This is a genomic window from Pseudomonas helleri (assembly GCF_001043025.1).
GTDB classification, from domain to species: domain Bacteria; phylum Pseudomonadota; class Gammaproteobacteria; order Pseudomonadales; family Pseudomonadaceae; genus Aquipseudomonas; species Aquipseudomonas helleri.
Genome location: NZ_JYLD01000008.1, coordinates 88,090 through 108,546 on the forward strand (window position 1 = coordinate 88,090; position 20,457 = coordinate 108,546).

The following is a 20,457-nucleotide window of genomic DNA, read 5'->3' on the forward strand; positions in this document are numbered from 1 at the left end:
GCCTGGGATCGGCGCCAATGTTGAACAAAGACACCATCTCTATCCAGTTGGTGCGCGAAGCGCTGTTGCAAAGCTGTGCAACCACCGGCGCCATGCACGAAGTGCTGCAAAAGGTCGGCATTGACCCGGCGCTGCTCGACGCGCCGCACGCGCGCGTACCCGCCATTGCCTATGCACGCATGTGGCGGCTGTTGGCGCGGCGCCTGGATGACGAGTTTTTCGGCATGGACCCGCGCAAACTGCGTGCTGGCAGCCTGGAGTTTATGTGCCGCTCGGCCATGGCCCAGCCCACCCTCGCGCAGGGCGTGGAACTGGTTTTGGGGTTTTTATCGCTGATGCTTGAGCGGTTGCCGGCGCGGCTGGTACGCCAGCAAAGTGTGGCCGAAATTGTTTTGCATGAGTCTGAAGGTCAGTCCAGCCGTGCCTTCACCTACTTTGCCTACTGGATGATCGTGCACGGCGTGACCTGTTGGCTGGCGGGGCGGCGGATCCCGATTCTGGCCATTGAGTTGCGCTGTGCGCAGCCTGATTACTGTGGCGACTATGAGGTGATGTTTTCTGAAAACCTGCGTTTTGATCGGCCGCGTACACGGATGATCTTTGCGGCGGACTACCTGGATGCGCCAATCAAGCGCAATAACGAAGAGTTGCAACGGTTTTTGGCCCAGGCCCCCGCCAATATCCTGGTCAAATACCGCGATCCGCAAAGCCTGGCGAGCCAGATCAAACAAGACCTTCGACAGCTACCCGCCGAGCAGTGGCCTGAAACCCAAGGCATGGCGCAAAGCCTGTACCTGTCGGCTTCTACCTTGCGGCGACGTCTGGCCGAAGAGGGGCAAACCTTCCAGGGGCTCAAGGACGGCGTGCGTAAAGAGTTGGCGATTGGTTGGCTGGCTGAACCGGACCTCAGTTTTGCGGACATCGCCCTGCGTTTGGGCTTTGCCGATACCAGCTCGTTTTACAAAGCCTTTCGCAAATGGTCCGGTACCAACCCGGGGCACTACCGCAGTCTGATTTTGAGCGGTAGCTGAGGGATTACTTGTTCGCTTTGATGGTGGCTACATCTGCGGCTTTGACCTTGATTTTCTTGCCGGCGATATCCTCGAACTCATAAAAGCCGCTGGTACTTTTGGTGTTGGGCATGTCTTTGGTCAGATACTGCGTGCCGTTTTGCAAGGTCACCACAGTGGGGGTTGCGCAACCAGCCAGTGCCAAAACCGCCACCATGACCACTGGCAAACCGATAATGCTGATCTTCATACGACGTGTACCTTGAACTGTCTGCGAATTAAGTGTTGAGCCCGCTGAACGCTACGTCTGGATCAGCGATGGAAAAAGGGCCGATTTTTTCAGCGCGCTTTATACCAACCCTACGTTGGGTATTGAAGCGCAATGATATACAAGGCCAAGCGTGTGGCTTGCCTGATTACCTGTCGGTTCCCTGTCAGTTCAGCTCGTGCCTCTGCTCCTTGAGAGTGGTGATTATTAGACGCCTTTTTCAGACTTGGTTCGCTTAGACCTACGATTAAAACGGAATTTTCGTGTGGGTAGCTTCCGTAAAGCGCTTTACTGCATATATTTAACCCGCACCTATTTCTAAAAGGACTGTAGTGGATGTCTCGTGGGCCATTGGAAACGTCGAAAACCTCCCCGTTTGTGCGCGTGCGGGCCTTGCGTAACCGTGTGGGTTTGACGTTTGTCGCCTGTTTGTCGGTGCTGGCGGGGATGACCGATGCCATCGGTTTTCTGGCGGTCGGTGATTTCATTTCGTTTATGAGCGGTAACACCACACGGCTGGCCGTGGCCATAGCGCAAGGTGATACCCAGGTGATCTTGCGCCTCGGCTTTGCGGTACTGGCGTTTGTTGCCGGGAATGCGCTGGGAGTGGTTTTTGCACGCTGGGGTGGCCGCCGGGCTTTGCCCTTGATGCTGCTGATTTCGGCGTTGCTGTGCACGGCGGCTTTGTTGCCGTTGCAGTCTCAAGTGACGATATTGCTGACGGCGGTGCTGGCCATGGGCATGGTCAATGCGGCGGTAGAGCAGGTGAATGGCTTGCAGGTAGGGCTGACTTATGTGACGGGGGCGTTGTCACGTTTTGGCCGTAGCCTGGGGCGCTGGATACTGGGTGAGCGGCGGCCCAACTGGCATTTGCAGGTAGTGCCGTGGACGGGGATGTTGGCCGGTGCCGTCGCGGGAGCGGCGCTGGAGTCGCAATTCGGCATCCGGGCCCTGTTGTTCAGTGCGGGGTTGGCGGCGTTTCTGGGGCTGGTATCGCTAAAAATCCCGCGTAGCTGGCAACGTGATTACATGCCGCGGTAGCGCGTTCTTGTAGTCGCTGACGAGGAACGAAGGCTGCGATGCTACACCGTGAAAAATTCAGACTTAACTAAATAAAAGTACATCCCGTATATCTCGCAAAATTTTGGAACAATCTGCTGTCAGATCCTGGCTGTGGCTTTGTCAGTTAGCGTGTAGTTTGCCCGACGTTGTTATTAATGCATTGGCTTAAAACAAAATTAAAGGCCAATTGCTATTATTTTGTTCAAGGGGCTAAACATGCTGAGTAATGCGCCAGGAAAAACGTTTATCGCTGCATGCTTTGTTTGCGTTGTTTCAACCAGCAGTGTGGCCAGTACGGCACCTGCGGACCCACTGCATATTGCCGGTCACTATAAGTGCGCGGGTTTTGACAGCCATGACGGCCCTTTAAAGGGGGATCTTGTATTGACGCTTGATGAAGAGGCCAGTCAGTTTGAGAAAAGTTTTGGCACTTATCGATTAACGCTCAATGTTGGAACTGAGCAAGTACCCATTACTTACTCGGGGTATGCCGCTGCGCAAGGGCAGTTATTGTCGATCTACTTTGCCAATGACAGCGCTGAGGCGCCGACAGACCGTGGCGTGGGGCTTGGCGTCATCACCCACGATCAGGACAGTCAAGGCCATTACACGACGACTCTGCATAAATCCTATTATCTGCCCGACTATATGCGCGGTAGCCAAGAGGGTTATGGGCCTGGTGGTCGAGGCACTGAAACGTGTATTAAAACGCCGTCTATTTAATACCCATAAAAAACCCCGGAGGTTATCCGGGGTTTTATCGGGCGGACGTTATCAGCTGTAGCTGTTAACTTTAACCAGGGCTTGCTCGGTTTGAGCTTTTTCCCAAGTCAGTGTCAATGTTTGCAGCACGCGCGCAATAAACTCTTTATCGGCAGCGGCTTTTTTGCCCACGTAGCCTTGGCCACGGCGGTACATCTTGAGATGAGCTCGCATGTGTGGGCGCTCTTTCTCGAATTGGGTTTCTTCCTTGCACGCAACAACCGGTTCAATACGTACAGTGCCTTCATTGCACACCCACAGAATGTGGTCGTTCAGCGTGTCTTTCTGAGCAGCGAAGAGTCGAGCCAGCTCGTTAACAGTCGGTTGATTATTCAGGTTCATAGCTAACTCCTTGACCACTCGTTGATCTGTCTAATTGATTCGCGCAACTGCACATGCAGCGCTACGTAATATCCATCTAAAGCAGATCTGGCCTTGAGTCCGGCAGATGTAGTAGTGAAATAAAACACTACAACATGCTGCTTACAGCGAGGGAGAGCAACGTTAACCAGGATGCTTGAGCGACATGTCGCATCACCACAAGCCTCTTGAGGACGTTTCGCTAGCCTCTCACGCCTTAAACTCGGACGATCAAGCCAGGTCAGCTTCATCAATTCTGCCTTGTGGGCAGTACCTATCCCGGAACAGCCCGACAGCTCGTCGAGCATGCTTGCAACAACCCTTTCCAGCGCTTCCGGTGGGGAAGACGTCTGCATAATGCGATGGGAAATTCGTGTCGTCAACAAATATGTAGTGTTTATTTTTAGGCACTACATATGTGACTGACGGGTCGTTTTTCAGCAAGCCGGTCATCCCCGGCAAGCGCTTGCGCCCGCTGTTGCAGGCTTAAAGAGGGCACGGGTGTTTGATTGGCCAAAACAGTCAGCCAGCTTGAGCGGTTTGACTATTGTTGTAGAGCCTTGCCGAGGCGACTATCAGTGGGACTTTTCACGGTTCCCACTCCAACAATAAAGACCGAGGGATTCTGCTGATGCGCGACTATCTGACCGCGATGAATGACTTTGACTACCAACGGACGGTGGCTGGTGCACTGAACGGCCATTTGTCTGCACTCAATGCCTGCGTTGAGTGCTGCGACCGGCACGCTTTGCCAGGGCGTATTGCACTGTTCTGGGAAGGGCGCGACGCCAGTAGCGCCACGTATACCTTCACCGATTTGCAGGACAAGGCCGCGCGCTTTGCCAGCTTCTTACTGGCCCAGGGCGTGAAGCAGGGCGACAAGGTGGCGGGCTTGTTACCACGCAATGTCGAGTTGCTGGTGGTGGTCTTTGCCACCTGGCGCATCGGCGCGATCTATCAACCGCTGTTCACTGCCTTCGGCCCCAAAGCCATTGAGCACCGTCTCAACAGTTCAGGTGCTGCGCTGGTGGTCACCGACGCGGTCAACCGGCCCAAACTCGATGAAGTCAACGACTGCCCGGCCATCGTCACGGTGGCGGGCGCCAAAGGCCAGGGCCTGGTCCGCGGCGATTTCAGTTTCTGGGCTGAGCTGGACAATTATCCGGCCGTCTGTGAACCGGTGCTGCTGAGCGGGGAAGACCCGTTTCTGTTGATGTTTACGTCGGGCACTACCGGCCCGGCCAAGCCGCTGCTGGTGCCGCTCAAGGCCATCGTCGCATTCCAGAGTTACACCCGCGATGCGGTGGATCTGCGCCCTGAGGACTCGTTCTGGAACCTCGCTGACCCAGGCTGGGCCTACGGGATTTACTTCGGGATCACCGGGCCGTTGTCGATGGGCCACCCGATCACGCTCTACGACGGGCCGTTTACCGTCGAAAGCACCTGCCGGGTCATCAAGAAATACGGCATTACCAACCTCACGGGCTCCCCGACCGCCTACCGCATGCTGATTGCTGCCGGCGAGGCGTTTTCAAGCAAGATCAAAGGCCAGTTGCGGGCTGTCAGCAGCGCCGGTGAACCGCTTAACCCGGAGGTCATTCGCTGGTTCGGCGAAGAGCTCAACGTCACCATTCATGATCACTACGGGCAAACCGAGGTCGGCATGGTGCTGTGCAATCACCATGGCCTGGAGCACCCGGTGCATATGGGCGCAGCCGGCTTTGCTTCGCCTGGCCACCGGATTGTGGTGCTGGATGACAACCATCAGGAGCTGCCGGTGGGGCAGCCGGGGATTCTGGCCGTTGATCGCAGCCAGTCGCCGATGTGCTGGTTTGGTGGCTATGAAGGTTTCACCACCAAAGCGTTTGTCGGCAATTACTACTTGAGTGGCGACACCGTGGAGTTGAACCCGGACGGCAGTATCAGCTTTGTCGGGCGCAGCGATGACGTGATCACCACCTCGGGCTATCGCGTCGGCCCGTTCGACGTAGAAAGCGCCTTGATCGAGCACCCGGCAGTGGTCGAAGCCGCGGTCGTCGGCAAACCCTGCCCGGAGCGTACCGAAGTGGTCAAAGCGTTTGTGGTGCTGAGCCCTCAATACCTGGGCGACGCGCAACTGGCCGAAACCTTGCGCTTGCACGTGCGCCAGCGTCTGGCGGCGCATGCCTACCCCCGTGAAGTTGAATTTGTCAGCGAATTGCCGAAGACCCCGAGCGGCAAGTTGCAGCGCTTTATTTTGCGCAATCAAGAAATCGCCAAGGCTGAACAGGCGCTAAGCGCCAAAGTTACAGCCTGAAATCCAGTCGTCAGGAACCCTTATGCAAATTGAAAACAAGGTATTTATCGTCACCGGTGGTGCGTCCGGATTAGGCGCCGCAACGGCAGAAATGCTGATTAAAGCGGGCGCCAAAGTGATGCTGGTTGATCTGAATGCCGATGCCGTGGCCGCCCAGGCGCGCACGCTGGGCGCGCAGAGTACGGTCGCCGATATCAGCCAGGCGGATGCCGCTCAGGCGGCCGTGGAGGCCACCGTTGCGGCATTTGGCGGGGTCAATGGCCTGGTCAACTGCGCCGGGATTGTACGCGGTGAAAAAATCCTCGGTAAAAACGGCCCGCATGGGCTGGAGAGCTTCAGCCAGGTGATTAACGTTAACCTGATCGGCAGTTTCAACATGCTGCGTCTGGCGGCAGCAGCCATTGCCGAAACCGCTGCGGATGCTGACGGCGAACGCGGGGTGATCATCAACACCGCGTCGGTGGCAGCCTTTGACGGGCAAATTGGTCAGGCCGCTTATGCCGCTTCCAAGGGCGCCATTGCCAGCCTGACCTTGCCTGCCGCACGCGAGCTGGCCCGTTTCGGGATCCGTGTGATGACCATCGCCCCCGGCATTTTTGAAACGCCGATGATGGCCGGCATGACCCCTGAAGTCCGTGATTCGCTGGCCGCCGGTGTGCCGTTTCCGCCGCGCTTGGGCAAGCCTGCCGAGTACGCGTCGCTGGTACGGCACATCATTGAAAACAGCATGCTCAATGGCGAGGTCATCCGTCTCGACGGTGCCTTGCGCATGGCCGCCAAATAAGAGGTGAGAAATGACTTTAGCCAATGATCCGATTGTCATTGTCTGCGCAGTACGAACGCCCATGGGCGGGTTTCAGGGCGACTTCAAAGGCTTGACCTCGCCGCAGCTTGGCGCCGTAGCCATCAGTGCGGCGGTTGAGCGCGCGGGCATTGCGCCGAGCAGCGTGGATGAAGTGCTGTTTGGCTGCGTGCTGTCTGCCGGTCTGGGCCAGGCGCCTGCACGTCAAGCCGCTTTGGGCGCCGGGCTGGACAAGGGCACGCGCTGCACCACGCTGAACAAAATGTGCGGCTCGGGCATGCAGGCAGCCATTCTGGCCCATGATCAACTGCTGGCCGGCAGTGCCGAGGTGATCGTTGCGGGCGGTATGGAGAGCATGTCCAACGCGCCGTATTTGCTGGACCGGGCACGCAGCGGGTATCGCATGGGCCACGGTCGGGTGCTCGATCACATGTTCCTCGATGGCCTCGAAGACGCTTACGACCGAGGCCGCTTGATGGGCACCTTTGCTGAAGATTGCGCACAGGCCCATGGCTTTAGCCGCGAGGCTCAGGATGATTTTGCGGTAGCGTCGCTGACCCGTGCCCAGCAAGCGATCAAGGACGGCAGCTTCGGCGCCGAGATCGTGCCGGTGCAGGTCACGGTGGGCAAAGAACAGCGTCTGATCAGCGATGACGAACAACCTCCCAAGGCCAATCTGGCGAAAATCCCGACGTTGAAACCGGCGTTCCGTGAGGGCGGTACGGTGACAGCGGCCAACTCCAGTTCGATCTCCGATGGTGCGGCGGCGTTGGTGCTGATGCGCCGCTCCGAGGCGCAGAAACGTGGCCTCAAGCCGCTGGCGGTGATCCATGGGCATGCAGCGTTTGCCGACGAGCCGGGGCTGTTCCCGACTGCGCCGATTGGCGCGATCAAGCGGTTGTTGAGCAAGACTGGCTGGGACCTGTCCGAGGTCGACCTGTTTGAAATCAATGAAGCGTTTGCGGTGGTGACTCTGGTGACCATGAGCGAGCTGGACATCCCCCATGACAAGGTCAACGTCTACGGCGGGGCGTGCGCGCTGGGGCATCCGATCGGCGCTTCGGGCGCACGGATTCTGGTGACATTGCTCTCGGCCTTGCGCCAGAAACAGTTGAAGCACGGTATTGCAGCTGTCTGCATTGGCGGCGGCGAAGCCACGGCGATTGCCGTGGAATGCCTGTATTAAGGAGTTTTATGCTGCCTACATCTGAACACATACAAATTCGCGAAGCGGCCCGGCAGTTTGCCCAAGAGCGCTTGAAACCCTTTGCGGCAGAGTGGGACAAGCAACATCGCTTCCCCCGTGAAGCGGTCAGCGAAATGGCCGAATTGGGCTTTTTCGGCATGTTGGTGCCCGAAGAGTGGGGCGGTTGCGACACCGGCTATCAAGCCTACGCGATGGCCCTGGAAGAAATCGCCGCGGGTGATGGCGCCTGCTCGACGATCATGAGCGTGCACAACTCGGTGGGCTGCGTGCCGATTCTCAAATACGGCACCGAGCAGCAGAAGCGCGAGTTCCTCATACCCTTGGCCAGCGGTGCCATGCTCGGCGCGTTCGCCTTGACTGAACCGCAAGCCGGTTCTGATGCCAGCGACCTGAAAACCCGAGCGCGTCTTGAGGGCGATCATTACGTCCTTAATGGCTGCAAACAGTTCATCACTTCGGGGCAAAACGCCGGGGTGGTGATTGTGTTCGCGGTCACGGATCCGTCGGCGGGCAAGCGCGGTATCAGCGCGTTTATTGTGCCCACCGATTCACCCGGCTACAGCGTGGCGCGGGTAGAAGACAAGCTGGGGCAACATGCTTCGGACACCTGCCAGATCCTTTTTACCGACCTTAAAGTGCCCGTGGCTAATCGCTTGGGCGAGGAAGGGCAGGGCTACAAAATCGCCTTGAGCAACCTTGAAGGCGGGCGCATTGGTATTGCTTCGCAGGCGGTCGGCATGGCCCGCGCAGCCTTTGAAGCGGCGCGTGATTATGCCCGTGAGCGGGTGACCTTCGGCCAGCCGCTGGTTGAGCATCAGGTGGTAGCGTTTCGTCTGGCAGACATGTCGACAGAAATCGCCGTCGCCCGGCAAATGGTCCAGTACGCGGCGGCTCTGCGCGACAGCGGCCAGTCGGCGCTGGTCGAAGCGTCGCAGGCCAAGCTGTTCGCCTCGGAGATGGCAGAGCGGGTGTGTTCCAAGGCGTTGCAAACCTTGGGAGGTTATGGCTATTTGAACGACTTCCCGCTGGAGCGGATCTATCGCGATGTGCGGGTGTGCCAGATCTACGAAGGCACCAGCGATATTCAGCGCATGGTCATTTCGCGCAATCTTTGAATTGAGGACGTTATCGATGAGCTACGAAACCATTTTGTTGGACATTCACGGGCAAGTAGGCCTGATCACGCTGAACCGGCCGCAGGCGTTGAATGCGCTCAACGCGCAGTTGGTAAGCGAAGTGAATCACGCCCTGGACGGCCTGGAAGCGGATAACAACATTGGCTGCATCGTGATCACCGGCTCGAAAAAAGCTTTCGCTGCCGGGGCCGATATCAAGGAAATGGCGGAGCTGACATACCCGCAGATCTACCTTGAAGACCTGTTCTCGGACAGCGATCGGGTATCGACCCGACGCAAGCCGATCATTGCTGCGGTGGCCGGTTTTGCCTTGGGCGGCGGCTGTGAGTTGGCGATGATGTGCGATTTTATTCTGGCCGGTGACAATGCCAAATTTGGTCAGCCGGAAATCAACCTCGGCGTATTGCCGGGCATGGGCGGCACCCAGCGCCTGACCCGCGCTGTGGGCAAGGCCAAGGCCATGGAAATGTGCCTGAGCGGGCGTTTGATGGATGCAAACGAGGCTGAGCGTTCGGGCCTGGTGGCGCGGGTAATCCCGGTGGATGAGTTGCTGGAAGAAGCCCTGAAAGTGGCTGCTACCATTGCCAAGAAATCCCTGCCGGTGCTGATGCTGACCAAGGAAAGCGTCAACCGTGCGTTTGAGGTCAACCTGACCGAAGGCGTGCGTTTTGAGCGCCGGGTTTTCCACTCGCTGTTCGCCACCCATGACCAGAAAGAAGGCATGGCGGCGTTCGTCGGCAAGCGCGAAGCGCAGTTCAAGAATAGCTAAGCGTCTGCGCAACCCACTGTAGGAGCGAGCTTGTCTCGCGATCTTTTGATCTTGATCTGGCCTTTGATCTGAGAGGCCCCGTCAACCATGTGTCCGGTCTCTACAGCTTTTCAAAGTGACGCGGCGTAAGGCCGGAACCCTAAGTGGCCGTTACCGCAGCAACGGATATGCACTCAAATCAAGAGCAACCCTCACCCTAGCCCTCTCCCGAAGGAGAGGGAACCGATTGGGGGATGCTGAAGATACTCGCTGTCCTGTTTGCTGTGCGACAGCACGGCATCGCAGACGGGGCATTGCGGGGTCAGATCAGGTAGTTCTTCAGCTCGCGGGCAATCACCATGCGTTGAATCTCGCTGGAACCTTCGTAGATCTGGGTGATCCGCGCGTCTCGGTAGTAACGCTCCACCGGGTAGTCTTCCAGGTAGCCATAACCACCATGAATCTGGATGGCTTTGGAGCAGACAAACTCGGCTATTTCCGAAGCAAACAGTTTGGCCTGGGAGGCTTCTGACAAGCACGGTTTGCCAGCGCTGCGCAGGCGCGCGGCGTGCAGGATCAACAGGCGGGCGGCGTTCAGGCGGGTTTGCATATCGGCCAGCATGTTGGCCACGCTTTGGTGCTCGATAATCGCCTTGTCGAACTGCACGCGATCACGGGCGTAGCCCAGCGCTGCTTCAAAAGCGGCCCGTGCAATGCCCAGCGCCTGGGCGGCAATGCCGATGCGTCCGCCTTCCAGGTTGGACAGGGCGATGGCCAGCCCTTTGCCGCGTTCGCCCAGCAGATTGGCTTCGGGCACGCTGCAGTTGTTGAGGGTGACGGCGCAGGTGTCTGACGCGCGAATGCCCATTTTGTGTTCAGTACGATCGACGATAAAACCCGGTGTTTCGGTGGGCACAAGAAAGGCCGATATGCCTTTTTTGCCTAGCTCCGGATCGGTTACGGCAAACACAATGGCCAGTTTGGCGCGCTTGCCGTTGCTGACAAATTGCTTGGCCCCGTTGATGACCCATTGGCCGTCGCGCAGTTCGGCGCGGGTACGCAAGTTGTGCGCCTCGGAGCCCGCTTGCGGTTCTGTCAGGCAGAAACAGCCGATGGCCTGGCCGCTCGCCAAGTCGGCCAGCCAGGTTTGTTTTTGCGCTTCGCTGCCGTATTTGAGAATCGGCCCGCAGCCTACCGAGTTGTGGATGCTCATCAGCGCACCCGTTGCACCATCACCGGCCGAAATCTCTTCGACGGCCAGCGCGTAGGCGACGTAATCGACATAGGTGCCGCCCCACTCCTCGGGGACGACCATGCCGAGCAGGCCCAACTCGCCCATTTTTGATACCAGCGCGTCGTCGATCCAGCCTGCTTTTTCCCAGGCTTGTGCGTGGGGGGCAATTTCGCCACGGGCAAAATCACGCGCCATGTCACGGATCATCACTTGTTCTTCAGTCAGTTCGAGGTCTTGCATGGCTTACACCTCGCTCTTTTTGAAGTTGGTGAAGAAGCTGGCGACGTGCTTGGGGTCCAGTTCGCTCAAGGTCGGCGGGTTCCAGTGCGGGGTCTTGTCCTTGTCGATAATCAGTGCGCGCACGCCTTCGATCAGGTCGCCGCGATCAAACCACTGGCGGTCCAGGTGCAATTCCAGCTCGAAGCATTGCTCAAGGGTCAGTTGACGGCCGTGGCGGAGCATTTCGAGGGTGACGGCCATGCCCAGCGGTGAGCGGGTTTCCAGCAGGTTGGCGGTCTCGGTGGCCCATTCGCGGTGTTGCGGTGCTGTCACGGCGCGCAGGTGAGCAACGATCTCGGGCACGCTGTTGTGGGCAAACACTTCATCAATCAAGGGCCGCAAGTTGGCCAGCGGCGCGTTGGGCAAGGTTTGCACGGCAAAGGTAGCCAGCAGCGCCTTGAGGTCTTCAAGGGGCGATTGGCGCCACTGGAGGTGGTCGAGGCTTTGATCCAGTTCAGGCAGTTTGCTGCTGTCGGTGTACCAGTCGGCCAGCCCGCAATACAACGCATCGCTGGCGCGGATTTGCACGCCGCTGACGCCCAGGTAGGTGCCGATCTGGCCGGGGGTGCGGGTCAGGAAGTAGCTGCCACCGACGTCCGGGAAGTAACCAATGGCCACTTCCGGCATGGCCAGACGGCTGCGTTCGGTGATCAGGCGCAGATCGCAGCCTTGTGCCAGGCCCATACCGCCGCCCAAAACGTAGCCATCGAGCAACGCGAGTAACGGTTTGGGGTAGTGGTGCAGCGTGCGGTCAAGGGCGTATTCCTCTTCGAAGAACACGGTGTGCAGGGTGTCTTTGCTTTTGTAGCTGTCGTACAGCGAGCGAATGTCGCCGCCCGCACAAAAGGCTTTTTCGCCAGCGCCGCGCAATACCACGGCCTTGATGTTGGCATCGCCTGCCCAGGCATCGAGCTGCTGTTGCAGGCTGCGGACCATAGGCAGGTCGAGGGCGTTGAGGCCGCTGGGGCGGTTGAGGGTCAGGTGGCCAATATGGTTGCGGACCTCGGCCAGTACCGTGCTTTGGGTCGGCTCGACATCCTGTGTCGGCGAGGATGAAACCTGAGCAGTCATCACTAACTCCCTGCTGTGCTTTATTTTTAGAATGTGTTCGCGGGCGAACGATGGTCGATGCTAACAGTGCAAATTTGCTGATGACAACCCGGATGCGTGCAGGCTTGGCATGCATTTTTGCATGGCTAACAAGCAGGTTTGCCCGCCTGCTATTGCGCCAACCAACCGCCATCGACGTTCCAGGCTGCGCCGCGCACTTGGCTGCCGGCTTCACTGCACAAAAACAGCACCAACTCGCCGAGTTGCGGTGGGGTGACGAACTCAAGTGACGGTTGTTTCTCGGCCAGCAGGTCATGCTGGGCCTGGTACGGGTCGATGCCCTGGCTGATGCGCTGGTCGATTTGCTTTTGCACCAGCGGCGTGAGTACCCAGCCGGGGCAGATGGCGTTGCAGGTGATATTGCTGGTGGCGGTTTCAAGGCCGACCACTTTGGTCAGGCCGATGACCCCGTGCTTGGCAGCCACATAGGCGGCTTTGCCGACCGAGCCGACCAGGCCATGAACCGAGGCGATATTGACGATGCGGCCCCAGCCGCGCTTGCGCATGCCGGGCAGGGTGAGGCGGGTACTGTGGAACACCGAGGACAGGTTGATCGCGATGATGGAATCCCACCGCTCGACCGGGAACTCTTCGACGCTGGACACGTGCTGAATGCCCGCGTTGTTGACCAGAATGTCGATGCCGCCGAATTCGCGTTCGGCGTAGTGGATCATGTCGGCGATTTGCGCCGGGTCGCTGACATCGGCCGGGTGATGTCCCACCTTGCCGCCAAACTGTTGCAGTTCGGCAATGACTTTGCTGGCGTCGCCAAAACCGTTGAGTATCAGGTCGGCGCCAGCCTTGGCCAGGCTTTGCGCGATACCCAGACCAATACCGCTGGTGGAACCGGTAACCAAGGCGGTTTTACCTTTCAGGCTCATGATCAATTCCTCAGGTGAGACACGGTGATTTCATCGATGAGGAAACTTAGCACGCGTTTCGCGACTGCGGATACGAAACGGCCCACCTAAAGGTGGGCCGCTTTCACGCAGAGCCTGGGGGGATTAGTCCTGGCGGCTGGTGACTTCCAGCAGGTGGTAACCGAACTGGGTTTTAACCGGGCCTTGCACCACGTTGATTGGCGCGCTGAAGACCACGGTGTCGAATTCTTTAACCATCTGGCCTGGACCGAACGAACCCAGGTCGCCGCCTTGACGGCTGGACGGGCAAGAGGAGTTGGCCTTTGCAACTTCGGCGAAATCAGCGCCGCCTTCGATTTGTGCTTTCAGTTCGTTGCACTTGGCTTCGCTGGAAACCAGGATGTGACGGGCAGTGGCTTTGGCCATGGGGAGTTACTCCTTTCAAGAAAGTGGTGAGCCTACCGGATTCAGTGGCTTTTTTCTCGGCAAAGTTCCCATGGGCTGATGATCCGGCGTTCAGCCTCAAAGGCCCTGGTTCTTCAAGCGTTGCGCATGCGCGATATACAGCGCCACGGGGTTGGCCTTGCGGCGAGTCATGCCGGCCATTTGATTGATGGTGTCCAGGTGGTCCATCTCATAATCCGATTGAATGACCGTGCCCAGGTGCGAGCTGAAGCGGCCAACCAGGCCGTCATTGGCTTTGCTTTCACGGGTAAAGAAGCTGGAAAACACGCGGCAGGCGTTGTGCATGGGATCAAACAGGTTCATAGATTCAGAGAGCGACGAGCCTTTGATAATGCCGCTCCAGGAGTAATAGAGCACGTCGTTGACCTGCGCCGCGCCCATACCGCCCCAAGTTGCTGGCAGGCCTTGCGGGTATTTTTTGTTGAAGTCGGCAACACCCTTTGAGGTCAGGGCATTGAGAGCTTCAAGTGAATGCTGGGGCAGTTTGGGTTTGCCGCTGAGTATCGACATGAAGGTGCTGAAGGCGGTGATCAGGGCTGCCGCCGCAGTCTCTGGCAATTGGCCGGGGGTGAAGGCCAGGCGCAGGCGGTCGGCAAGCTCGGAACCGTGATTGGGGCCGCTGACGGAGGTCACCGAGGCCACCGATTCAGGGTCGACAGCAGCGGCATAGCGTGCGGTGAGGGCGCCCTGGCTGTGCCCGATCAAATTGACCCGCTTGGCGCCCGTTTGCTGGCGCAGGTCATGGATGTGCGCGAGCAATTGTTCGCCACGGGTTTCGTTGTTGTGGGCGGCGGACACGGAGGCCGTGAATACTTGGGCGCCTGAATCGTGCAGCGCTTGCTTGATGCCGTTGAAGTAATGCAGTGGCCCGATCCGTTCAAAGCCGAACAGTCCATGGACCAATAAAAGGGGGTAGCGAGTGCTGGGAGTGCGGTACATGTTGTTTCTCCAGAGAGTGTTTTGAGGTCATAAAAACACCTTAGTCGACAACATGAAGCGGGCAGATTGGGTTGCAGGGTATTACCGTCGGCCGCGCCAGGCTGTGGGCCTTCAGGCAGAGCGGGTGCTGGATGATTCCAGGTGCGTGAGGGCGGTAATCTTTTAGAGCGGGGAGTGTTTCAGACGGCACCTGTCGGCTTGCCTGTCAGACGGGATCGACTTCGCGCAACCGTGGGCAGGGCCCAGCGGTGCGCATTCAGTCAGGCAGGACGATTTTTAGCTGGCGGCCAGCAGCGCACGGCGTTGCTGTTGCAGTTGGCTTGCCGCATCGCGCAGTAACTGCTCGGTGGCTTCCCATCCCAGGCAGCCGTCAGTGACGGAGACGCCGTAGCGCAGGTCGTTGCCCAGCGCTTGGCAACCCTCGAAAAGATGGCTTTCGAGCATCACGCCAATCAGCGAGTGATCACCTTCCAGGCGTTGCGCCAATACGTCTTTGAACACGTGCGGCTGGCGCAGAGGGTCTTTGCCGCTGTTGGCGTGGCTGCAGTCAACCATCAGGCGCGCAGGGATGGCGTTTTTTTCTAGACCGGCGCGGGCCTTGGCCACGCTGCTGCGGTCGTAGTTCGGGCCGCTGTGGCCGCCGCGCAAGACCAGATGGGTGTCCGGGTTGCCGGAGGTCATGATGATGGCCGGATGCCCTTGGCTGTCGACACCGAAGTGGCGGTGGCCGCGGGCGGATGAACGCATGGCGTCGCACGCGATGCCCACGCCGCCGTCAGTACCGTTTTTGAAGCCGACGGGCAGGTCCAGGCCGCTGGCCATTTCGCGGTGGATCTGGGATTCGGTGGTGCGCGCACCAATCGCCGCCCAACCCAGCACGTCGTCGAAGTAGCCGGCCGCCATGGGTTGCAGCAGTTCGGTAGACACGGGCAAGCCCATACGCAGCATTTCAATCATCAGCTCGCGCGACAGCGTCAGGCCGTGGGCCATGTCGTCGCTGCCGTCCAGATGCGGGTCGTAGGCCAGGCCTTTCCAGCCGATGGTGGTGCGGGGTTTTTCGACGTAGGCACGCATTACCAGCAACAGGTCATCGCTCAGGTCGCGAGACAGGGCGGCCAGTTGGCTGGCGTATTCCAGTGCCGAGACCGGATCGTGAAGGGAGCAAGGGCCAACGACTACTAACAGGCGGGAGTCTTCGCCATTGAGGATGGCGCGGATGGCTTGGCGCTGCTGACTCACCAACTGGCTGAGTTCTGCGCCCAGTGGCAACTGCTGTTTGAGCTGTGAGGCGCTGGGCAGGCGCTGGGTCAGGGCAGCTTTGGTGTCGGTGTGAGCGGTGTTTGGCAGAGCAGATACAGATGCGTTCATGGTGTGTGCTTCCTGGGCAGGCGGCGGGCTTTCCCGCGCGCTCAGCCCTACTGGGGTGTTCGACAATTGGCCAGACTGGCTGTGAGTTCATGCGTGCCACCGATGTGGGTCCGTTCGGAGGCGGCAGGCTGTCCCGAACGGCGGCTGATAAATCGCCAGGCAGTGCAAAGGTCGAAGCGGTAATAAGTGGTGTAGTTCATGTGTGCATTCCTCAAATAAGTCATTTTTTCAGGGGCTAAAAAAACAAAACCCCCGGTCGGGTAGCCGACCGGGGGTGAGAATTCTCTGGTAGGCGACCCCTTGAAAGTGGCCGCCGGATGGGTATCAGGCGCGCCAGTGGCTAAACCAATACCCAAAATAAAATCGTGCAGTCGAGTGTGCATTGTGCGTGCGCACAGCAGCAGCTTGGCGCTGGGTAGCGATCTGCTTGCTAATAGCTGTGTGTACGTTATGCAACATGTGTGTTCTCCACTGAATGGTCAGGAGCTTACTCGAGAGCGGTAGCGCGATTCAATTAAAAATTGCTATCACCTTCATGTGGAAAATGTAGCTGCCATGAGCGGTGGTCAGGATGCAATGCTTAGCTTATAGCCGTTTTGTCGGTTTATGTGCTTGCATCGCCAGAGGCAGCTAATCTCTTTATGTCGCTCAATCAAATTGGGCGCAGACTCACATCAGGCCGTCGCTTTTGTCTTCAGTTGAGTCGCCAGGAGAAGGGAGAATTATGCCGTCTTTCATTCCCAGCAATACCGCAACTTTATGGGCTTCTCCGCGTTTTCCTTTTTTACGCCCTGCAAGCACTTGATAGGTTGTCGCCGGGTCAACGCCATTTTCACGCGCGAACTGTTGAACAGACTTCCCTTGATGTTCAAGCCAAGCCTTGGCTTGTGCCGCAGTACGAATTCCGGCCATAGTTCAAAACCGTTCAATATTGTTCAATTATTGCAGACTATACCATCCTAATGGATGTTAAAAGTGGAGTCGTATATTCAGATGAATGGAATTGGTTCGCGTTTACGGCAAGAAAGAGAGCGTCTGGGCCTTTCGCAAAAAATATTTGGCGAAATCGGCGGGGTAGAAGCGAACGCCCAAGGCAAATATGAAAATGGCGACCGTGCGCCAAAAGCTGATTACTTGTCGCGTGTTGCAGCACGTGGCGTTGATGTTCTGTATGTGTTGACGGGCGCCCGTACGCCGACACTGGTCGATAACCTTACCCAAGTTGAAGAGCGGGTGTTGGTCACGTATCGCGGACTGCATAAAGACGATCAGGATGCCATTCGCCAACTAACCTCAAGCCTGGCGAAAATGTCGGTGGCGCAGCCGTTGCGCAAGCGTCAAGAGTCCAGCGATTGATCAGTGGCCCTGTGCGCTGGCGTATTGATTCATGAATGCATGGATAGGTAGGTCGGCTGACTGTTTTTTGTTAAGGTAGGCGGCACCAACTTAGACGCAATTTGCGAGGTGTCGACTTGATTCGGGTTCTGGTGGTCGATGATCACGATCTTGTGCGTACGGGCATTACACGAATGCTGTCGGATATCGATGGTCTGCAGGTCGTCGGTCAAGCCGAGTCTGGCGAAGAGGCACTCGCCAAGGCGCGTGAGTTGAAACCGGATGTCGTCCTGATGGATGTCAAGATGCCCGGCATTGGTGGCCTGGAAGCGACGCGCAAAATGATGCGCAGCCATCCGGACATCAAAGTCGTCGCGGTAACAGTGTGTGAAGAGGACCCGTTCCCGACGCGTTTGTTGCAGGCAGGCGCTGCGGGTTATATGACCAAAGGGGCTGGTTTGGCCGAAATGGTTCAGGCCATTCGCCTGGTGTTTGCCGGGCAGCGCTATATCAGCCCGCAAGTGGCTCAGCAGTTGGCGCTCAAGTCTTTCCAGCCTGCCAGCGATTCTCCTTTTGATGCCTTGTCTGAACGCGAGATCCAGATCGCGTTGATGATTGTCGGCTGCCAAAAGGTCCAGGTCATTTCCGATAAGCTTTGCCTGTCGCCTAAAACAGTCAACACCTACCGCTATCGCATTTATGAAAAACTCTCGGTTAAAAGTGATGTTGAACTGGCGTTGCTGGCCGTTCGTCATGGCATGGTTGATGCTGGCTGACGATGACTGACGTGTTTGATTCCAGTGCATTTCTGTCGACGTGTAGCGGCAGGCCCGGCGTGTATCGCATGTTCGACAGTGAGGCGCGCCTGCTTTATGTGGGCAAAGCCAAGAACCTGAAAAAACGCCTGGCCAGCTATTTCCGCAAAACCGGTCTGGCGCCTAAAACAGCGGCGCTGGTTAGCCGTATCGCGCAAATCGAAACCACGATCACCGCCAACGAAACCGAAGCGTTGCTGCTTGAGCAGACGCTGATCAAGGAATGGCGCCCGCCGTACAACATTCTCCTGCGCGACGATAAGTCTTATCCGTATGTGTTTCTGTCGGATGGTCAATACCCGCGCCTGAGCATTCATCGCGGTGCCAAGAAGCAGAAGGGCAAGTATTTCGGGCCTTACCCCAGCGCGGGGGCGATCCGTGAAAGTTTGAGCCTGTTGCAAAAAACCTTCATGGTCCGTCAATGCGAAGACAGCTATTTCAAGAACCGCACCCGGCCGTGCTTGCAGTACCAGATAAAGCGTTGCAAGGGACCGTGTGTCGGTCTGGTTGAGCCAGAGGTCTATGCCCAGGATGTGCGCCACTCGGTGATGTTCCTTGAGGGGCGCAGCAGTGCGTTGACGGAAGAACTCGGTAACGAGATGGAGCAGGCCGCCAGCACCCTCGATTTTGAGCGGGCAGCCGAAATTCGCGATCAGATCTCGTTATTGCGTCGGGTTCAGGACCAGCAAAGCATGGAAGGTGGCACCGGCGATGTGGATATCGTCGCGGCCTTCGTCAACCCGGGCGGTGCCTGCGTGCATTTGATCAATGTGCGCGGTGGTCGCGTGCTGGGCAGCAAAAACTTCTTCCCGCAGGTGGGGATCGAGGAGGAGGTGGCCGAAGTCATGGCCGCGTTCCTCGGGCAGTACTACATCAGCAGCCCCGAGCGCGATTTGCCGAGCGAGCTGATTGTTAACGTCGAACACGAGAGCTTTGCGGCTATCAGCGAAGCGATTGAAGCTCTGCGCGGGCGCGAGATGGCCATCAGTTATCGCGTGCGCGGTACCCGGGCGCGCTGGCAGCAATTGGCCGTGACCAACGCTGAGCAGGCGTTGAGCGCGCGTCTGGCCAACCGTTTGCATGTTGCCGCGCGCTTTGAAGCGCTGGCGCAAGTCTTGAAACTCGATGAAATCCCCCAGCGGCTGGAATGCTACGACATCAGCCACTCCAGCGGTGAAGCCACCGTTGCCTCTTGCGTGGTATTTGGCCCGGAAGGCCCAATCAAATCCGACTATCGGCGTTTTAATATCGAAGGTGTGACCCCGGGCGATGACTATGCCGCCATGCACCAGGCCTTGATGCGCCGTTTCAGTCGGCTCAAGGAAGGCGAGGGCAAGCTGCCCGATATCCTCCTGGTCGACGGGGGCAAGGGGCAGCTTTCGATGGCCCGTGACGTGCTCAATGAGCTGGCCGTACCGGACCTGATTTTGCTCGGCGTGGCCAAAGGCACGACGCGCAAGGCGGGCTTTGAAACCCTGTACCTGAACGATGCAGCCCATGAATTCACCTTGAAAGGTGATTCGCCGGCGCTACATTTGATCCAGCAGATCCGCGACGAGGCCCACCGTTTTGCCATTACCGGGCACCGTGCGCGCCGTGGTAAAACCCGTAACACCTCTACCCTGGAAGGGATTGCGGGGGTGGGGCCAACCCGTCGCCGTGACCTGCTGAAACATTTTGGTGGATTACAAGAGCTGTCTCGTGCCAGCATCGAAGAAATTGCCAAAGCACCCGGTATCAGTAAAAAGCTCGCTGAGTTGATTTATGCAAACCTGCACAGCGAGTAGAATGCTCCCTCACCTCGTAGCCAGTTGTGCCGATGAATATCCCTAATTTGATCACCGTTCTACGCGTTCTTCTGATTCCGTTCTTTATTCTGTTGTTTTACCTCCCGTACAGCTGGAGTTATGCCGCTGCAAGCTCTGTGTTCGCCTTTGCCGCGGCAACGGACTGGCTGGATGGTTATCTGGCCCGCCGACTTGAACAAAGCACACCGTTCGGCGCCTTTCTGGACCCGGTTGCCGACAAATTGATGGTGGCGGTCGCGCTGGTGTTGCTGGTGCAAGAACATCACAACTTCTGGCTGACCTTGCCGGCAGCGGTGATCATAGGCCGTGAAATTGTCATCTCGGCCTTGCGCGAGTGGATGGCAGAGCTGGGTGCGCGCGCCCAGGTTGCCGTGTCGAACATGGGTAAATGGAAAACAGCGGCGCAAATGCTGGCATTGGTCATCTTGCTGGCCAACCCGTCAGACTTCAGCTTCTGGGTCCTGATCGGTTATGGGTTACTGATGGTCGCGGCGGGGTTGACGCTGTGGTCGATGGTTCAATACTTGCGGGCTGCCTGGCCGCATTTGAAGACCACCTCGACAAAATAAATAAAACTTTTTGAATCAAGGGGT

Annotated in this window: 21 protein-coding genes; 12 read left to right on the plus strand and 9 right to left on the minus strand. The window is 57.9% G+C overall.

The features are described 5' to 3' along the window. The first annotated feature begins 17 nt into the window (after positions 1-17). On the plus strand, positions 18-1,031 hold the full coding sequence (locus tag TU84_RS14360; protein ID WP_048369984.1) for an AraC family transcriptional regulator: 1,014 nt from the start codon (positions 18-20) through the stop codon (positions 1,029-1,031). A gap of 4 nt (positions 1,032-1,035) precedes the next feature. On the opposite strand, the gene TU84_RS14365 is transcribed toward TU84_RS14360, so the two are convergent. Further along, complete coding sequence (locus tag TU84_RS14365; protein ID WP_048369986.1) at positions 1,036-1,260, minus strand: YgdI/YgdR family lipoprotein; 225 nt, start codon at positions 1,258-1,260, stop codon at positions 1,036-1,038. A gap of 354 nt (positions 1,261-1,614) precedes the next feature. Here TU84_RS14365 and TU84_RS14370 point away from each other — a divergent pair, with 354 nt between their 5' ends. Both TU84_RS14370 and TU84_RS14375 read left to right on the plus strand, forming a co-directional pair. Next, on the plus strand, positions 1,615-2,319 hold the full coding sequence (locus TU84_RS14370; protein WP_048369988.1) for a YoaK family protein: 705 nt from the start codon (positions 1,615-1,617) through the stop codon (positions 2,317-2,319). Between the two features lie 237 nt (positions 2,320-2,556). Beyond that, positions 2,557-3,063, plus strand: coding sequence for a hypothetical protein (locus TU84_RS14375; RefSeq protein ID WP_048369990.1), 507 nt, complete (start codon positions 2,557-2,559; stop codon positions 3,061-3,063). Between the two features lie 51 nt (positions 3,064-3,114). Here the strand turns inward: TU84_RS14375 and TU84_RS14380 are convergent, their stop codons facing one another. Then, positions 3,115-3,444, minus strand: coding sequence for a hypothetical protein (locus TU84_RS14380; protein WP_048369992.1), 330 nt, complete (start codon positions 3,442-3,444; stop codon positions 3,115-3,117). A gap of 649 nt (positions 3,445-4,093) precedes the next feature. Here TU84_RS14380 and TU84_RS14385 point away from each other — a divergent pair. From TU84_RS14385 to TU84_RS14405, 5 genes are read left to right on the plus strand one after another with little or no spacing between them, the layout of a single operon-like run. Then, positions 4,094-5,758, plus strand: coding sequence for an AMP-binding protein (locus TU84_RS14385; RefSeq protein ID WP_048369993.1), 1,665 nt, complete (start codon positions 4,094-4,096; stop codon positions 5,756-5,758). A gap of 22 nt (positions 5,759-5,780) precedes the next feature. After that, positions 5,781-6,542 carry an SDR family NAD(P)-dependent oxidoreductase gene (locus TU84_RS14390; protein WP_048369995.1) on the plus strand — a complete coding sequence of 254 codons (762 nt, stop codon included), beginning with the start codon at positions 5,781-5,783 and terminating at the stop codon, positions 6,540-6,542. A gap of 10 nt (positions 6,543-6,552) precedes the next feature. Beyond that, positions 6,553-7,746 carry an acetyl-CoA C-acyltransferase gene (locus TU84_RS14395; RefSeq protein WP_048369997.1) on the plus strand — a complete coding sequence of 398 codons (1,194 nt, stop codon included), beginning with the start codon at positions 6,553-6,555 and terminating at the stop codon, positions 7,744-7,746. 8 nt (positions 7,747-7,754) lie between these two features. Beyond that, positions 7,755-8,882 (plus strand): acyl-CoA dehydrogenase, encoded by a 1,128-nt coding sequence (locus tag TU84_RS14400; RefSeq protein ID WP_048369998.1) that lies wholly within the window; start codon positions 7,755-7,757, stop codon positions 8,880-8,882. Between the two features lie 16 nt (positions 8,883-8,898). Beyond that, positions 8,899-9,672, plus strand: coding sequence for an enoyl-CoA hydratase (locus tag TU84_RS14405; RefSeq protein ID WP_048370000.1), 774 nt, complete (start codon positions 8,899-8,901; stop codon positions 9,670-9,672). Between the two features lie 301 nt (positions 9,673-9,973). On the opposite strand, the gene TU84_RS14410 is transcribed toward TU84_RS14405, so the two are convergent. The 7 genes from TU84_RS14410 to TU84_RS14440 all read right to left on the minus strand — a co-directional run bounded on the left by TU84_RS14410 (position 9,974) and on the right by TU84_RS14440 (position 16,818). Then, positions 9,974-11,125, minus strand: coding sequence for an acyl-CoA dehydrogenase family protein (locus TU84_RS14410; RefSeq protein WP_048370002.1), 1,152 nt, complete (start codon positions 11,123-11,125; stop codon positions 9,974-9,976). Positions 11,126-11,128: 3 nt separating this feature from the next. Continuing rightward, positions 11,129-12,235: an enoyl-CoA hydratase/isomerase family protein gene (locus TU84_RS14415; protein WP_048370003.1), complete on the minus strand. Its 1,107-nt coding sequence runs from the start codon at positions 12,233-12,235 to the stop codon at positions 11,129-11,131. Between the two features lie 149 nt (positions 12,236-12,384). Then, positions 12,385-13,155: a 3-hydroxybutyrate dehydrogenase gene (locus TU84_RS14420; protein WP_082148725.1), complete on the minus strand. Its 771-nt coding sequence runs from the start codon at positions 13,153-13,155 to the stop codon at positions 12,385-12,387. A 123-nt stretch (positions 13,156-13,278) separates the two neighbouring features. Further along, positions 13,279-13,560 (minus strand): peptidylprolyl isomerase, encoded by a 282-nt coding sequence (locus tag TU84_RS14425; protein WP_048370005.1) that lies wholly within the window; start codon positions 13,558-13,560, stop codon positions 13,279-13,281. Positions 13,561-13,656: 96 nt separating this feature from the next. Next, positions 13,657-14,538 (minus strand): esterase/lipase family protein, encoded by an 882-nt coding sequence (locus TU84_RS14430; protein WP_048370007.1) that lies wholly within the window; start codon positions 14,536-14,538, stop codon positions 13,657-13,659. Positions 14,539-14,814: 276 nt separating this feature from the next. Then, positions 14,815-15,906: a 3-deoxy-7-phosphoheptulonate synthase gene (locus TU84_RS14435; protein WP_048370009.1), complete on the minus strand. Its 1,092-nt coding sequence runs from the start codon at positions 15,904-15,906 to the stop codon at positions 14,815-14,817. 669 nt (positions 15,907-16,575) lie between these two features. Next, positions 16,576-16,818: a DNA-binding protein gene (locus TU84_RS14440; protein ID WP_048370011.1), complete on the minus strand. Its 243-nt coding sequence runs from the start codon at positions 16,816-16,818 to the stop codon at positions 16,576-16,578. An 81-nt stretch (positions 16,819-16,899) separates the two neighbouring features. Here TU84_RS14440 and TU84_RS14445 point away from each other — a divergent pair, with 81 nt between their 5' ends. The 4 genes from TU84_RS14445 to pgsA all read left to right on the plus strand — a co-directional run bounded on the left by TU84_RS14445 (position 16,900) and on the right by pgsA (position 20,433). Next, positions 16,900-17,262, plus strand: coding sequence for a helix-turn-helix domain-containing protein (locus tag TU84_RS14445; protein WP_048370013.1), 363 nt, complete (start codon positions 16,900-16,902; stop codon positions 17,260-17,262). 116 nt (positions 17,263-17,378) lie between these two features. After that, positions 17,379-18,017, plus strand: coding sequence for a response regulator transcription factor GacA (gacA, locus tag TU84_RS14450; RefSeq protein WP_082148726.1), 639 nt, complete (start codon positions 17,379-17,381; stop codon positions 18,015-18,017). Positions 18,018-18,019: 2 nt separating this feature from the next. Continuing rightward, entirely contained in the window at positions 18,020-19,843 is a 1,824-nt protein-coding gene (gene uvrC, locus TU84_RS14455) for an excinuclease ABC subunit UvrC (RefSeq protein ID WP_048370019.1), read from the plus strand. Between the two features lie 32 nt (positions 19,844-19,875). Continuing rightward, positions 19,876-20,433, plus strand: a complete 558-nt coding sequence (pgsA, locus tag TU84_RS14460) for a CDP-diacylglycerol--glycerol-3-phosphate 3-phosphatidyltransferase (RefSeq protein WP_048370021.1) — start codon at positions 19,876-19,878, stop codon at positions 20,431-20,433. The last annotated feature ends 24 nt before the right edge of the window (positions 20,434-20,457 follow it).

Coding starts and splice junctions, on each gene's coding strand:
- TU84_RS14360 (WP_048369984.1), top strand. CDS start 18: ATGTTGAACAAAGACACCATCTCTATCCAGTTGGTGCGCGAAGCGCTG.
- TU84_RS14365 (WP_048369986.1), bottom strand. CDS start 1,260: ATGAAGATCAGCATTATCGGTTTGCCAGTGGTCATGGTGGCGGTTTTG.
- TU84_RS14370 (WP_048369988.1), top strand. CDS start 1,615: ATGTCTCGTGGGCCATTGGAAACGTCGAAAACCTCCCCGTTTGTGCGC.
- TU84_RS14375 (WP_048369990.1), top strand. CDS start 2,557: ATGCTGAGTAATGCGCCAGGAAAAACGTTTATCGCTGCATGCTTTGTT.
- TU84_RS14380 (WP_048369992.1), bottom strand. CDS start 3,444: ATGAACCTGAATAATCAACCGACTGTTAACGAGCTGGCTCGACTCTTC.
- TU84_RS14385 (WP_048369993.1), top strand. CDS start 4,094: ATGCGCGACTATCTGACCGCGATGAATGACTTTGACTACCAACGGACG.
- TU84_RS14390 (WP_048369995.1), top strand. CDS start 5,781: ATGCAAATTGAAAACAAGGTATTTATCGTCACCGGTGGTGCGTCCGGA.
- TU84_RS14395 (WP_048369997.1), top strand. CDS start 6,553: ATGACTTTAGCCAATGATCCGATTGTCATTGTCTGCGCAGTACGAACG.
- TU84_RS14400 (WP_048369998.1), top strand. CDS start 7,755: ATGCTGCCTACATCTGAACACATACAAATTCGCGAAGCGGCCCGGCAG.
- TU84_RS14405 (WP_048370000.1), top strand. CDS start 8,899: ATGAGCTACGAAACCATTTTGTTGGACATTCACGGGCAAGTAGGCCTG.
- TU84_RS14410 (WP_048370002.1), bottom strand. CDS start 11,125: ATGCAAGACCTCGAACTGACTGAAGAACAAGTGATGATCCGTGACATG.
- TU84_RS14415 (WP_048370003.1), bottom strand. CDS start 12,235: ATGACTGCTCAGGTTTCATCCTCGCCGACACAGGATGTCGAGCCGACC.
- TU84_RS14420 (WP_082148725.1), bottom strand. CDS start 13,155: ATGAGCCTGAAAGGTAAAACCGCCTTGGTTACCGGTTCCACCAGCGGT.
- TU84_RS14425 (WP_048370005.1), bottom strand. CDS start 13,560: ATGGCCAAAGCCACTGCCCGTCACATCCTGGTTTCCAGCGAAGCCAAG.
- TU84_RS14430 (WP_048370007.1), bottom strand. CDS start 14,538: ATGTACCGCACTCCCAGCACTCGCTACCCCCTTTTATTGGTCCATGGA.
- TU84_RS14435 (WP_048370009.1), bottom strand. CDS start 15,906: ATGAACGCATCTGTATCTGCTCTGCCAAACACCGCTCACACCGACACC.
- TU84_RS14440 (WP_048370011.1), bottom strand. CDS start 16,818: ATGGCCGGAATTCGTACTGCGGCACAAGCCAAGGCTTGGCTTGAACAT.
- TU84_RS14445 (WP_048370013.1), top strand. CDS start 16,900: ATGAATGGAATTGGTTCGCGTTTACGGCAAGAAAGAGAGCGTCTGGGC.
- uvrC (WP_048370019.1), top strand. CDS start 18,020: ATGACTGACGTGTTTGATTCCAGTGCATTTCTGTCGACGTGTAGCGGC.
- pgsA (WP_048370021.1), top strand. CDS start 19,876: ATGAATATCCCTAATTTGATCACCGTTCTACGCGTTCTTCTGATTCCG.